General features: G+C 39.7%; 12 protein-coding genes. 9 read left to right on the top strand and 3 right to left on the bottom strand.

The features are described 5' to 3' along the window. Window positions 1–6 precede the first annotated feature (6 nt). Window positions 7–1437 (bottom strand): arginine deiminase family protein, encoded by a 1431-nt coding sequence (locus tag E0E36_RS19045; protein ID WP_130857348.1) that lies wholly within the window; start codon window positions 1435–1437, stop codon window positions 7–9. Window positions 1438–1596: 159 nt separating this feature from the next. On the opposite strand from E0E36_RS19045, the gene argS reads away from it, so the two are divergent. From argS to mnhG, 8 genes are all read left to right on the top strand, one after another. Continuing rightward, entirely contained in the window at window positions 1597–3366 is a 1770-nt protein-coding gene (gene argS / locus E0E36_RS19050; protein ID WP_130857349.1) for an arginine--tRNA ligase, read from the top strand. Between the two features lie 71 nt (window positions 3367–3437). Then, a complete protein-coding gene (gene mbhE, locus E0E36_RS19055; protein ID WP_130857350.1) occupies window positions 3438–5732 on the top strand; it encodes a hydrogen gas-evolving membrane-bound hydrogenase subunit E in 2295 nt (764 codons plus the stop codon). Next, a complete protein-coding gene (locus tag E0E36_RS19060; protein ID WP_013666275.1) occupies window positions 5729–6136 on the top strand; it encodes an MnhB domain-containing protein in 408 nt (135 codons plus the stop codon). The genes mbhE and E0E36_RS19060 overlap by 4 nt, the downstream gene beginning before the upstream one ends. Window positions 6137–6140: 4 nt before the next feature. Further along, the gene (locus E0E36_RS19065) at window positions 6141–6494 is read left to right on the top strand and encodes an NADH-quinone oxidoreductase subunit K (RefSeq protein ID WP_013666276.1); all 354 of its coding nucleotides are present in this window, start codon (window positions 6141–6143) and stop codon (window positions 6492–6494) included. After that, complete coding sequence (locus tag E0E36_RS19070; protein ID WP_130857351.1) at window positions 6484–8010, top strand: proton-conducting transporter transmembrane domain-containing protein; 1527 nt, start codon at window positions 6484–6486, stop codon at window positions 8008–8010. Before E0E36_RS19065 ends, E0E36_RS19070 begins: the two co-directional genes overlap by 11 nt. Before the next feature lie 46 nt (window positions 8011–8056). Beyond that, a complete protein-coding gene (locus E0E36_RS19075; RefSeq protein ID WP_130857352.1) occupies window positions 8057–8638 on the top strand; it encodes a Na+/H+ antiporter subunit E in 582 nt (193 codons plus the stop codon). Further along, a complete protein-coding gene (locus E0E36_RS19080; protein ID WP_130857353.1) occupies window positions 8635–8904 on the top strand; it encodes an MrpF/PhaF family protein in 270 nt (89 codons plus the stop codon). Before E0E36_RS19075 ends, E0E36_RS19080 begins: the two co-directional genes overlap by 4 nt. Then, window positions 8904–9263: a monovalent cation/H(+) antiporter subunit G gene (mnhG, locus tag E0E36_RS19085; RefSeq protein ID WP_130857354.1), complete on the top strand. Its 360-nt coding sequence runs from the start codon at window positions 8904–8906 to the stop codon at window positions 9261–9263. The genes E0E36_RS19080 and mnhG overlap by 1 nt, the downstream gene beginning before the upstream one ends. Window positions 9264–9267: 4 nt before the next feature. Here mnhG and E0E36_RS19090 read toward each other — a convergent pair whose 3' ends face one another. Beyond that, entirely contained in the window at window positions 9268–10110 is an 843-nt protein-coding gene (locus E0E36_RS19090) for an MBL fold metallo-hydrolase (RefSeq protein WP_130857355.1), read from the bottom strand. A gap of 354 nt (window positions 10111–10464) precedes the next feature. Here E0E36_RS19090 and pckA point away from each other — a divergent pair, with 354 nt between their 5' ends. Continuing rightward, window positions 10465–12075 carry a phosphoenolpyruvate carboxykinase (ATP) gene (gene pckA / locus E0E36_RS19095; RefSeq protein ID WP_130857356.1) on the top strand — a complete coding sequence of 537 codons (1611 nt, stop codon included), beginning with the start codon at window positions 10465–10467 and terminating at the stop codon, window positions 12073–12075. Window positions 12076–12163: 88 nt separating this feature from the next. Here pckA and E0E36_RS19100 read toward each other — a convergent pair whose 3' ends face one another. Continuing rightward, window positions 12164–14980, bottom strand: coding sequence for a S9 family peptidase (locus E0E36_RS19100; protein ID WP_130857357.1), 2817 nt, complete (start codon window positions 14978–14980; stop codon window positions 12164–12166). Window positions 14981–15034: the final 54 nt, after the last annotated feature.

The following is a 15034-nucleotide window of genomic DNA, read 5'->3' on the forward strand; positions in this document are numbered from 1 at the left end:
AGTGTTTTAGTGGATGTCATCTCGTAGCAAAGGCAGGCTCATGCAGTGAAAGCCGCCGCGGGCCCTTGACAATTCCGCCGAAGGTAAGAGGATAAGCGTGTTTTCTATCTGATTAATATGGAGGATATCAAGTTCCAACTCTTCTATGACTTTGGCAACCTCCTTAACCTGAAAACCTTTCTCTAAAAAGGCTTGAATAGTTTTATCATTTCGGTCGTAACCTAATACCACACCTTCCTTCAAAGCAAGTAAATTACAAGAGTCTGTCCATTGTTCGCGCGCGTCAAAAGGGAAGACGTTGTTTCCACTATAGATAAATTGCGTTTTTTCCGTACTGTTTAAGTCGTTTCTACTTATATCATCCAAAAGTTCTTCCAATGATGGAAAACGTCTTGGTTTCAGGGTTTTATCGCTATAAAACTGAATGATTTCCGCTGTTTGCTGTTCAGGTTCCGTAAAGAAATCGAGTGGCTCTTCGTCCTTACTTGGGGTAGGTTTAGCCACGGATGCCAGAACAGCCCATACATTACGTTTTACTTGTGTGAAAATCGTATCAATATGCATAAAGTCGCGTTTTGCAGGGATCTTAATGACCGTTACCTTTTCTACTACTTTATGTTTAAAAAACAACTTAATAGCTTCATTGGCACCATGTGGAGATGTCCGTTCGCTACAGCCAATAAGGACGTGATTAGAACTAACCACCATTACATCGCCGCCCTCCAATGTGGCGCGCTTTTCTTCGTCTTCACCGGGACGAAGAAAATGTTGTATAGGGTCGGGAATTTCAAGGATAGTCTCCTGAAAGTCTTTAAATATAGGATGGTTGAAGAATATATACCGCATGATCATGCTTTCACGGCCCCGCGCTTTTTTGGCGGGCTTATTGAGCAAAATAAAACGGTTAATAACGATGCCTAGATCACGGGTGAAGATAAGATTGGGGATGGGAGCAAAAATCATATGTTCGTCGTCTAGTGATCCGGACAGAATAATTTTGGCTAATTTAATAGGGTCTTTTTTTGACAAGAGTTGCTGCAATCGGTAATTACAGCCTTCGATGGCGCAGACTGCTGCGACAAGATTAGTTCTAACATTGTGATCTTCCAATATGTCTGCCAACAGTGATTGTACTTCAATCACTTTGTCGGAGCGATGGAATGCTTTCGCATCCGGTTTAAAGAATGCACGGTCTTGTTCCGGTGTATCAATATGTTTTAGCTTTCCTTTTATTTTTTGAGCGTCTAAAAAGTACAATAATAACTTTATATAATAGTCGTATTCTCCTTTTCGTAAAGTGTTTAAATGGACAATGTCTTCAAAAAGCCAGTCTTGGGCTTTAGAGGGCACGACTTGTCCCAATCCACTGTCGGGACTATGAACAAGTAATTTGCGAAGCGTGCCAATTTCTGAATTGACGTTAATGAGCGGTTTCATGTGTGGTTTATATTACTAGGTATTATAGTTTGACCCGGTGGGTGTTCATAACCGATAGACTCCAAAATGCATCAGCATATCGGGATATGCTATGCATTGCTGCAAATTAGCGTTTATTTTTTAAATATAAAATTCCGATATTTTCTCTAAGTTTGGCGCATGAATTTTATTGCATCATTAACAGTTCAAGCTATAAAAGATTTATATCAAGTAAAAGTTGATGAAAAATCAGTTAACTTACAGGAAACCAGAAAAGAATTTGAAGGACAAGTCACTATTGTAACCTTTCCATTCACCAAATATTCGAAAAAGTCACCCGAGCAGACAGGAAGCGAAATCGGTGATTACTTGGTTGCCCACGCTGCTGAAATAGCTTCATATAACGTGATCAAGGGATTCTTGAATTTAAGTTTGACGGATAGTTTTTGGCTTCAGCTTCTGGATACAGAAATTTCAAAACCGGATTTTGGAGAAATTCCGAAAAACGGAAAACGTGTAATGGTAGAGTATTCTTCGCCAAACACAAATAAGCCGCTTCATTTAGGGCATGTGCGTAATAACTTACTTGGTTTTTCGGTTGCAGCCATTCTTGAGGCGGCCGGCTATGAGGTTATAAAGACTAATTTGGTTAATGATCGGGGTATTCACATCTGCAAGTCGATGCTTGCCTGGGAGAAGTACGGCAAAGGAGAAACACCTGAATCGGCCGGACTAAAGGGTGACAAGTTGGTTGGCAATTATTATGTGCTTTTTGACAAGGAATACAAAAAGGAAGTGGATTTGCTGAAGGCGGCGGGAAAAAGTGAAGAAGAGGCAAAGAGAGAAGCTCCCTTAATGTTGCAAGCACAAGAGATGCTTCGTCAATGGGAAGCCGGAGATGATGAAGTAATAGATTTGTGGAAACGAATGAACAGCTGGGTTTATGATGGGTTTGAAGAAACCTATGAAAAGATGGGGATAACATTTGATAAAGTTTATTATGAATCGAACACATACCTTTTAGGAAAAGATATTATCGAAGAGGGTTTATCTAAAGGTGTATTTTTTAGAAAAGAAGATAATTCTGTTTGGATTGATTTAACGGCCGATGGCCTTGATCAAAAACTTGTTTTGCGTGGAGATGGTACCTCCGTTTACATTACACAGGATCTGGGTACCGCTCAGTTAAAATACGATGATTATCGTATGGACAACTCCATTTATGTGGTTGGCAACGAGCAAGATTATCATTTTAAAGTGCTCTTTTTGATTTTGAAGAAGCTAGGTAAATCGTGGGCCGAAGGTCTTTATCATCTTTCGTATGGCATGGTAGATTTGCCTTCAGGAAAGATGAAGTCGAGAGAAGGGACCGTGGTGGACGCTGATGATTTAATGGCGGAAATGATTGATACGGCGAAGCTAAGGACTGAAGAGCTGGGAAAAGTGGATGATTTCTCGGAGGAGGAGAAGGGGGGGCTGTATGAAATGATTGGTTTGGGTGCCTTGAAGTACTTTCTTCTAAAGGTGGAGCCAAAAAAGCGCTTGCTATTTGATCCCAATGAGTCCATCGATTTTCAGGGGCACACCGGACCTTTTATTCAATATACACATGCACGTATAAAATCGGTTTTAACAAAGGGCAACTATGGAACTACTCCTTTTAGCGTGCAGCCAATGAGTTTGGAAGCATCTGAGCGGGACTTGATTAAAGAATTAGCGAAATTTACGGACATTGTTAAAGGCGCTGCGGCGGATTATAGCCCTGCAGTGATAGCCAATTATGTCTATGAAGTTGCCAAACTTTATAATAAATTCTATCACGAGGTGTCTATCCTAAAAGCGGAAGAGAAGAGCTTAAAAGAATTTAGGCTCAACCTATCAGCAGCAACGGCAACCGTCATACAAAAAGCGATGAGGTTACTTGGAATTCAGGTCCCCGAGCGTATGTAGGGACTAATTTGTGTTTAGGGACTAACAAAATGGCTTGTCTGCTGTTGTTATGTTAGTCCCTTATATACAATATGGCCCTAATTTTATCATTAATCATTGTTTTAAGCTTTATATTCTTATTCTTTTATAAGTATCAGCCTGCAATTCCGGGTGCTTTAGGTACATTAGGTGTCTTTGGTGTATTTATTTACCTGTGCACGTATATCCAACCTGTAATTCAAGGAGAGAAAGTAATTGAGGCAGTTTCTTGGGTGCCTGAATTAAAGGTTGATATAGGTCTTTACTTGGATGGCCTAAGCTTATTCTTTGCTTTACTCATCAGCCTTTTTGGTGCTTTTATTCTTTTGTATTCCATTGAGTATATGAAAGGGAAGCCCAAAGCCAATCGTTTCTTCTTTTATCTATTCATATTCCTGGCATCGATGCTAGGGCTGGTTCTCGCAGATCACGTTATTCTACTTTATGTTTTTTGGGAGATGACGAGTATATCGTCTTATTTTTTAATTAGTTATAATAATCATAAAAAAAAAGCAAGAAGAGCCGCTTTACAAGCCTTACTGATTACCAATTTAGGTGGTCTTGCTCTATTTGTCGGGTTGTTACTACTCGGTCATCAATGCGGAAGTTTTCATTTATCGGCGATTATCCAAAATGGACAGACTTTGGCAGGAATGAGTACGATCATACTGCTTATTCTAATAGGGTGTTTTACTAAGTCGGCCCAATTTCCCTTTCATTTTTGGCTCCCTAATGCCATGGCAGCGCCGAGCCCTGTTAGTGCATATCTTCATTCGGCGACCATGGTTAAGGCTGGGGTTTTTCTTGTAATGCGTCTGAATCCGGTTTTTTCAACCGATATCATGTGGCAAGTCAGTTTGCTGGCCATTGGATCAATTACTATGGTATTGGGAGCGATCAAGGCAGTGAAAGCCTTTGACCTAAAAAGCATCTTGGCATCTATAACCATCAGTACCCTTGGGGTATTGATGGCCTTGATTGGTGTTGGTAGTGACTTAGCCTTGCAAGGGGCTTTACTTTACCTGGCAGTACATGCACTTTACAAAGCCGCTTTATTCCTCGTTGCCGGCAACGTAGATAGGCAAACGGGAACAAGAGATTTGAGAAAGCTGTCCGGTTTATATCGAAATATGCCTTTTACCACATGTGCTGCCTTGTTGGCCGGCTTAGCTTTCGCCGGTTTGCCACCGGTCTTGGGTTTTGTTGTAAAGGAGAAGCTATATGAAGCTTTATTGGGAGGTGAAGAGTATCTGTATTGGTTTCTGATCGTTTTTATTATTACCAATGCGATTTATTTTATGTTAGCAGTGAAATTAACCTATGATCTTTTTTTCGGTAAGTCGGTTTTATCGCAAGCTGTTAAAGAAGTATCTGTTATAATGTGGGGTCCTCCTGTTTTCCTGTCGCTGATGGGACTCTTGTTTGGTATAGGGGGCGCTCATTTTGAGTCGTTTTTTACAGTTGCCGCTGAGACAACCATGAACAAGCGTGGCGCTCGGGAAATCGATTTGTCATTATGGCACGGATTTAATACCGCTTTTATATTGAGTGGTATAACCTGGTTAATAGGATTGGCCTTTTATGTAGGAGAGAGCAAGTTTAGGAGATTGGCGGAGATAACAAAATTGTTTTCTTTGGATCATGCATACCGATCTATTTTACATCATTTGCAATCCTTCACCTATGTAGTAACTCGTTTTTTTCAGCATGGCTTTTTGACGCGGTATTTAAAGGTGATATTCGTTGTCCCTATTGTCATGCTGAGTTGGATCTACATGGAGGGGAAACTTTTTTCGGAAATTCATTTCGACAATTGGAAAAGTTCATTCTCAGAGGTTTATGCCTTTTTTCCTTTACTTCTTATTTTTACAGGCACGTTGTTTATTTTAAGAACCTCTTCCCGTTTGCGTATCCTGGTTTGTTTGAGCCTCGTGGGATATGGAATCGCTTTATTTTATGCTGTTTTTAGTGCTCCTGATGTCTCCATGACGCAATTTTTAGTTGAGACGATCACGTTGGTGATTTTTACGATCGTATTGAACCGAATGCCGAAAAGTGCCAGCTTTCCCTTAGAGCCAAGAAAAGTATTGATTGCGGGTGTTTCCATTGCTTTTGGCATTATCATAACATGTATACTCATCAGCGTACAGCAATACCCGTTAAATCCTGCACTTAAAGATTTTTATATTCAGCATAGTGTTCCCAGAGGCCATGGAGAAAATGTTGTAAATGTCATGCTGGTTGATTTTAGGGCTTTTGATACGTTTGGAGAAATGGTTGTATTGAGTATGACTGCGCTTGGTGTTGTTGCACTAATTAATTTAAAATCGAAGGAGGACAAGTTATGAAGACTGCGATATTGCAAGCTGCCGTTAAAGTACTTATGCCCATCTTTCTCGTGTATTCGCTATATCTTCTATTCCGAGGGCATGACAGTCCGGGAGGTGGCTTTATTGCGGCTTTGGTATTATCGATCGGATTAATTTTTCATATGATTGCTTTTGGCGTGCCGGAAACGCAACAAACCTATAAGATTGATACAATGATTTTAACGGGAATAGGGTTGTTGCTTAGCTTTTCGTCCGCCATTTTGTCAATGATTTTCGGTGAAGGTTTTTTTTATGCGCTATGGAGCGATATCACTGTAAAGGGGATAGGCACAATAAGTTCAGTTCTTTTATTTGATATTGGCGTTTATATGGCTGTCACCGGGGCGATATTAAAAATTGCTTTTGCCATTTTTAACAGATAGGTTTATGATCATAGGAATCTCAGTTTTGACGGGTTTTTTATTTGCGGCCGGAGTTTACCTGTTATTACACAAAAGTTTTATGAAACTGATTGCCGGGGTTATTTTGTTTGGGAATGCCTGTAATCTGTTTTTATTAATTACCGGCGGTTTGGTAGACAGCCATCCTGCATTTGTTTCAGGAAATGATGGAGCGGTGCCCTTAGATAATATGGCGGATCCGGTTCCTCAAGCTTTTATTCTAACGGCTATTGTTATTAGCCTAGGTGTTCAGGCATTTGTAATCGTTTTACTTAAAAGAATCTACCAAACCAGTCATACCAATAATTTAGATGCTTTAACAGATACGGATGATGTTTAATGTCAATTCAATTTACCTTACGATAACGCCGCTCTTAATTTTTATGTTGGGTGGAATATTATGCTTGTTGTTTTATAAGCGTGTCAACATTCAACGGGCGGTTGTTTTGATTTCGACGGTGATTGCACTAATCAGCGGCGTAAAATTGGTAAAGGTATTGGCCCGTGAGGAGTTTTTAACCATGCAAGTTGGTGGTTGGGAGGCTCCGTTTGGTATCACACTCTTTGTCGATCGTTTTGCAGGACTAATGATCGCTATGACTGCTTTACTCGCCGTTAGTGCATCACTCTTTTCCTTTTCCGATTCCGTAATGCCTACGAGAAAAAAGCAAATCGGTTTTTACCCCGCTTTTATGTTTATGTTGGCAGGTATATCAGGGGCTTTTTTAACGGGCGATTTGTTCAATCTATATGTTTGGTTCGAGGTTATGTTGATATCATCGTTCGTGCTTATTACACTAGGTAGTAAAAAGGATCAATTACAAGGAGGAATTAAATATGTAATCATCAATTTTATTGCTTCATCGTTCTTGTTGTTAGCTATCGGTATACTCTATGGTACAACCGGTAATACCAACCTTGCAGCCTTAGCAGAAAGCTTACGGGACCCTGCTCTTCAAACTGTGACGCAATTAGCAGCGGTTTTGTTATTAGCAAGCTTTGGGATTAAGGCGGCGCTGTTTCCTTTTTATTTTTGGTTACCGGCTTCTTATCACACGTCGCCTATCGCTGTTATGGCTATTGTAGCGGGTTTACTAACGAAAGTAGGCGTTTATACGATGATCCGAACGTTTACTTTATTGTTTCCTCTACAACAATATCATTATTTGCAGGTTTTTATACTTATTATTTCTAGTCTTACTATGTTGATGGGCGTGTTCGGAGCTATTGCTCAGCGCGATATAAGAAAAGTGCTGGCTTATAATTTAATAAGCAAAATTGGATTTATAGTTTATGGTTTAGCGGTATATACACCCGCCGCGGTTGCCGGGGCTATTTTTTACACACTGCATCATATGCTGGTTAAGACCAACCTTTTTTTTGTGGTTGGTATCATAGGAAAGGCCAGAGGTTCTTATCGCGTGAAAGATATTAATGGTTTATACGATCACTTTCCGCGCTTGTCTTTTCTTTTTTTTGTACTCGCACTAACCTTGGTAGGTATACCGCCATTTTCGGGTTTTTGGGGTAAGTTTATGTTAGTGGATGCCGGCCTCTCTGTATACGATTATCGTTCTGTCGCACTGCTATTAATAGTCAGTTTATTAACCTTATACTCGATGATGCGTATCTGGGGAAAATGTTTTTTAACAAAATTCGATACGCGATTGGAACAATTGATCACGGAACGTGTTTTTATGAAAGAATATTACCAAGTATATATCGCAAGCGTTTTTTTGTTTCTTGTAACGCTATGGATCAGCTTCAGTCCATCATGGCTGATTGAGTATACACAAAGAGCCGCCGAGCAGGTATTGACACCGAGTGGCTATATTAACGCGGTTATGCAGCGATAATGAATTTTTAATCTGAGTACGCATTCATACTTTGCTAAGAGAAATTATGTTCATTTTATTTATTATACATTTATTGGTAAGCTTTTACGCAAGTTATTGGATACTTGAGAAAATAACCTTTGTTCCGGAAACGGCGGGTGGCGCCTTGTTAGCTTTTCTTTTTTTTTATACCGTTTTTTGGGGACTGTTATCCGTTTTTCAACGGCGCTATTTTAAACTGGTAATCCAGCTAATGTATCTTTTAAAATACTTCATTAAAGAATTTATTCGTTCCAATGTGCGTTTAACAAAAGAGATTATTACGCCAAGGATCAATTTACGACCAGCGGTAGTAAAGGTACCTTTATCGCTTCATTCCGATATGGAAATAATGATTCTCACTAATATTTCAAATCTCACGCCCGGCACTTTGATCGTTGGAATTTCGGACGATAAGCGTTACTTTTTTGTGCACACCATTTATCTGGAGGGAGGATCGTTGCCAAGCTTCAAGCAATATATGCAGGAAGGATTTGAAAAGAGACTGCTTCAGATTGCAGCCCTTTCGAAAGGCGTTAACACGATCCAAACGTCAGGAAAGGGCGACAATGAAGTCATGAAGAAAATAAACAAAACGAAGAAGCAATGACTATTTTTTCATATATTTTGTTGTTTTGTGTCTGCTTACTTGCTCTTTCAGTTTTACTCGCTTTATATAGATTTATTGTAGGGCCGAGCATAGCAGACCGATTATCTGCTCTCGATTTAATATCTGCCTATTTAATCGGGTTACTGGTCTTATATGTAATGTTTACGGACAAACTCATTTTTTTTGACGTTGCCTTGGTTTTTTCCCTGATCGCATTTTTGGGGGCCATATCATTCGCCTATTATCTTGTAAACCAAAGAAAGTAATGAACAATTTAACCTTAATTATCAGCGCCATTTTAGCCACGCTTGGTTCTTTTACCATGTTCGTTTCGGCAATCGGTTTATTACGGTTGCCCGATTTTTATAGTAGACTGTCCGCTGTTACGAAAAACTCAACTTTAGGCGTGCTCTTGATTATCGCTGCGGCTGTATTTTATTTCAATAACATTGAGGTACTATTAAAAGGGCTCGGCATCATGTTTTTCATATGCCTAACCTCACCAACTGCTGCTTATGTAATAGCGAAAGCGGCTATCCATATAAATGTTCCATTCTGGTATAAAACGAATCTAAAAGACTTTCAGGATGATCGTAAAAAGGAAAATTTAAATGACAACCATTAAAAGTTCATCGCCAAATGTCTTGCAATTTAAAGGTTTTATCGAGCCTTAATCCTTTTTCTGTTTGTTTAAGTGTACAGCATTCAATCAACGGATCGTGTTCTAAAAACAGAATATAGTTATTTACAAAGGCTTCTTCTAGTATCGTTTTTTTCTCTTCCAGTGTTTTTAAGGGAAACATGTCATATGACATGATATAAGGCAACGGAATATGTCCAATGGAAGGCAATAAATCAGCCATATAGAGAATGGTTTTTCCATTATAGCTAATTTGTGGTAACATCATGGCTTCCGTATGGCCATAGGTGAATCGAATTTGGATTTCTTTTGTGAAAAAAGTTTTTTCATTTTCTTCGATAAATTGTAGTTTGCCGCTGTCCTGAAGAGGCAAAATATTTTCCTTTAAAAACGACGCTCGTTCTCTATCGTTGGGATAAATTGCCCATTGCCAGTGTTTTTGGTTTGTCCAGTAAGTAGCGTTTTCAAAGGCCGGGATTAATCTATCAGCTCGTCTTTCGACAGCGCCTCCGACATGATCAAAATGAAGATGAGTTAGCAGTACGTCGGTAATATCACTTTTTTGAAATCCGTATTTTGCCAATGAGTCATCGAGTTTGCTCCCATGCGGTTGATAATGACCAAAGAACTTGGCATCTTGCTTATCACCTAAACCTGTATCTATCAAGATTAACCGGTCACCGGTTTCTATCAATAAAAGTCGAGCAGCCCAAGTACACAAATTGTTTTCATCCGGTGGATTAGTACGTTGCCATATACTTTTCGGTACTACTCCGAACATAGCTCCACCATCCAATTTAAATAGTCCGGCTTCGATGGTATATAGATTCATGATCTTTCAACTTGTTTCTTTAATTGCTGAATATAATAAAAAAAATTAAATGAAAAGTTAAAAGCATGTTTTGGTGTATTTGGTTCATATGGCATTATTTGTTTTAATGACATTTATTGTTGTATAATTTTTAGGATTTATTAAATACATTGTTTGTTTAGCTGATATTTTTAATAAAATGATAAAAAAAATAAATAGGTGTTCTTTTTGTATAAGTGCTTATGTATTAAGGAGCTATAGTACTTGAATTGAAAGTGTATTTTGTACAATGTGTTGATTATTAGCTATTTTTGAATTTTTTTAATCTTTTTTAATGCTTAGTTTTGACCTGGAATTTCAACAAAACAAATTTATATGAACTCTACTATTTCTGAACCACTAGATTTAGGGAATCAAAAATTTTATCCGAAAGGAAAAATATTTTATCAATTATCTGTTCCTGCTTTAGTTGAACATGCTATATTGAATCGCGAAGGTGTGCTGACAGAATGCGGTGCTCTGGTTGCGGACACGGGGAAATTTACAGGTAGATCACCTAAAGACCGTTACATTGTGCATGATGATAAAACGAAGAGCACCGTTTGGTGGGGAGATATCAATCAACCGTTGGAGGCGAAGTATTACGGGCAGTTATTAACTAAAATGATGCATTATATGAAGGACATCGACCTTTACGTGCGCGACGGATATGTCTGCGCAGAGAAAAACCATCGTTTAACACTGCGAGTGATTACGGAGTCGGCTTACCAGAATATTTTTGCTCACCATTTGTTTATGCGGCCATCTCGAAATGAACCATTATCATCCATTAACTGGACCATCTTGGCAATTCCCGGTTTTGAAGCAATTCCACTGGTGGATGGTGTAAGAAGTGCGAATTTTGTTATTATTAATTTTACGGAGCAAGTGGTGCTCATCGGTGGAACAGGTTATACCGGAGAAATTAAAAAAAGTATCTTTTCAGTCCTAAATTATTTGCTGCCAACAGAAAAGGGTATTTTGTCTATGCATTGTTCGGCAAATGTAGGTAAGGAAAGAGGCGACACTGCCTTGTTTTTTGGTTTATCAGGAACCGGTAAAACAACCTTGTCTGCTGATGAGGCGCGAATGTTAGTCGGAGATGATGAACATGGATGGAGTGAAGAGGGGGTGTTCAACTTTGAGGGTGGCTGTTATGCCAAATGTGTTGGACTTGCCGAAGAAAAAGAACCACAAATTTTTAATGCCATAAGATTTGGCACATTGCTGGAGAATGTTTGCATGCTAGGGGAGTCGCGCATACCCGATTATAACAACATTAGCAAAACGGAAAATACGCGGGCGGCTTATCCGGTTCATTTTATTAAAGGGGCCGTTGAACCGGCAATAGCTGAACACCCAAAACATATATTCTTCCTCACGGCGGATGCCTTTGGCGTTTTGCCACCAATCTCGAAATTGAGCGTTGAGCAAGCGATGTATCACTTTATTTCCGGTTATACCGCTAAAGTGGCCGGTACTGAGTCTGGCATCATTGAACCAACCGCTACGTTTTCCGCCTGTTTTGGAAAGGCCTTTTTACCCCTACATCCTGCAAAATACGCAGCTATACTTGGCAAAAAACTAAAAACGCATCAAGTTCAAGTTTGGCTAGTTAATACGGGATGGATAGGAGGCGCCTATGGCGTCGGTAAACGTATTCCTTTGGTTCACACACGTAATTTGATTCAGGCAGCTCTACGGGGTGACTTGGATGAGGTTGATTACCAAACGCATTTGATTTTTGGACTTGCCTATCCAAGAAGCTGTCCGAATATACCGAGTGATATATTAAGCCCAAGAGACAGTTGGAGGGATAAGGAGGCTTATTTTGCTCAAGCCAATAAGTTAGCAGAAGCTTTTGCAGAAAATTTTAAACAGTATGAAGCAGAGATGGATATAAAGATTCTCGAAGCTGCCCCCAAGGTACAAATTGTTAGTTTATAAGAAAGTGGGGCGCTGTGTAATAGCGTCCCACCTTAACCTTACCTCTTGGAGAATGACTCGATGACGTTGGAGAGAGTTGCTGTTTAGCTTAATCGACCAGATCAAAGCCCCAATCAATACCCTTTAAGGTAGCAGGTATTCCCTTTTCCAACCAAACAGGTGCTGGTTTTCCTTTCAGGAAATGATCAAAAAACTGTTGTTCTCTGATTTGAATATCCTTTCTGTTTTGTCTTTTAACCAAATTATGTTCTTCTCCGTTATAATTAAGTAGCCAAACCGGTTTATTGAGACGGCGAAGCGCAGTGAACATTTCTATTCCCTGATACCATGGAACGGCACCGTCGTTATCATTAGCCATAATTACAACGGGGGTTTTAACGGCCTTAAGATGAAAGAGTGGCGAATTTTCTATGTAGAGATCATAACCCTCCCACAAATCTTTTCCTATGCGACTTTGCGTTTTTTCGTATTGAAATTGCCTGTTAAGGCCAGTAGACCATCGGATACCCCCATAAGCGGACGTCATATTAACTACAGGAGCGCCTGCCCAAGCTGCAGCGTACATATCGGTGCGTGTAATCAAATGCGCTACCTGATAACCACCCCAACTTTGTCCTTGTATTCCCAAATGCTTTTCATCTACCCAGGAGAATTTAGCCAGTTCTTTGACGCCGGAGTTAATATACTCCTCGGCGGATTTTCCGGGATGCCCAATTTCATAGCTAATATCCGGAGCAAACACTAGATACCCATTGCTCACAAAATAGCTTATATTTAGCCGTGAAGGAGTCGGAGCTGGAGGGATGTAGGTGTGTAAACCATCTGATAATTTCTCATAGAAATAGGTAATCATTGGGTATTTTTTCGCTTCGCTGAAATCTTCCGGTTTATATAGAATGCCGGTCGCTTCATGCCCCCCAGGCGTTGTCCACTTTACCAATTCGGCAGTGCCCCAATTGTATTGTTTTTGTTGCAGATTGATTGCACTTAACTTCGTTTCATTTTTAAATAGCGAAGCGGTCGCGTATAGATCGGGCGACTCTTCGTAATTTTCCTTCGTATAGATAATCAGTTTTTTATCGGTAGCCGCCAATATATTTTTATATGTGTAAGGAGCCATAATGAGCTCTTTTGGATCCCTTTTGTTGCGAGGGTTAGTTTCAAACCAGCCTCCATTTTTATTGATGTGATTGAAGGCACTTACCAAGAACGCTTCCTTTGTATTGATGATAATAGATTTATCGTGTTTTCTTGCTCCGGTTTTTGGAACAATATCTTCATATCTAAACGTAGTTTTCGTGCTTCTTCCTGCACCATTTGTCAATAGTCGTCTATCATCTCCCTGCGGATCGAAGCTCCAGATGTCATACTTATCGTAAATCAATACCTCTTTATCTTCTGCTGTCCAGCCGGCGATACCATAAGGTCGGGCAAAAGTAGGTGAGTCATTATCTTCGTCTGCAAAGCTTACCGGTAAATCGGTATTCAATATCTTCAAAAAACGCGTACCCACATCGTATGCGTTCCATTGCTGGGTGGCCATATCGTACCAAACGACATATTTTCCCAGCGGCGATAAATGGGCTTGTCCGTATATATCGGATGCGATTTTTACCTTGCTTCCGTCTACTGTAGAGATTAAATAAAAATCCTGCTTCGTATTGCCCTCCCATTGCGCAGCAATCCTTTTTCCGGCGTTGGTACTTCCAAAGGCATAAATATTGTCGGCGTCATCCGTTAAATCTATATCGGGGATGTCTAAAGACGCAAGGGGTATTACAATATTGTTTCTTTTTGGATAGATTACACTCAAATAGCTTTTAGCTAAATCTTTCTTTAGATTTACCAATTGCTGCGGTTGCAGGTAATCATCTTTCCAGTTCCAAATGTCCACGTTGGCTACTTCAAAATCGACAATTGTGGTATCTTTTACTCGGGGGATTGGCGCAATACCAAAGAAGAGCTTCTCGCCGTTATTGCTAAAGCGTAAATTGCCATCTCCGCTGACATTCCAGTTGGTGGGCATCCCAGCACTATTGATACTGGCAATTACATTGGCAGTATCCCGCTCAGATGTGTAATAATAAAGACTGTATGGTTTCTGAAGCGCTTTTTCAGGACTTTTTTCTGCAGCAAAGGCTAGTTGCGTACCGCTTTGGTCAAAGGTTATTTGCCGATAAGTCCCCCGTCCTTTGCTTATTTGTTTGAGCTTTTTCTCTTTGATCTCGTAAAGAAATAGACCGGCATTATTTACCGGAGCTTCTTTTTTTTCTGATCGAACAAAAACTAAGAAATTAGCAATGTTATCAAAAAAATAATCAGTTACTTGTTCAAAAATTTCTTCCTGCCCGGTAACCATGTTGCGCAAATGCAATATTCCTGCTTCGTCAGCCTTTTTGTCTTTGCTTTTATTGTCTTTCTCTGCGCTATCTGCTTTTAAAGCTTCTTTTTCTTCCAAATACGCTATATATTCAGATGACTCATCCGCTAATTTAAAAGATTTCACATTACCGGTTTTGTAGATGCTTTTGTCAAGAAGGGAGATAATTGCCAACGAATCTTTAGGCATTTCTTTTTCCTTTTTCTTCTTTATTTTAGCTTGTCTCGTTTCGGCAAACGATGGTTTGATCGCTGCAACCGCATATTGCGAATTATTAGTGAATACCCCATTTTCGCCCCTTGGCACATTCAAAATTACTTCTCCTGATGGGGTTGTGATAAAAAGATGAGCATCTCCTTCTTGAGGAGTAACACTATATAAGACATACTGTCCGTCAAGGCTTACTTTTGGTGATTTTATACTTTGCCAGCTATCATAGACACTATGGTCTAACGGTCTTTTCTGGGCGAATGAGCAAAGACAGATAAAGTTTAGGATAATTGTTAAATACACTCTATACACCATGTTGGATTGATTTGTCGGTAAATATCCGAAAAATATAAAATTCCATCGAGAAAT

Source organism: Olivibacter jilunii (assembly GCF_900607235.1).
Lineage (GTDB): Bacteria > Bacteroidota > Bacteroidia > Sphingobacteriales > Sphingobacteriaceae > Olivibacter > Olivibacter oleidegradans.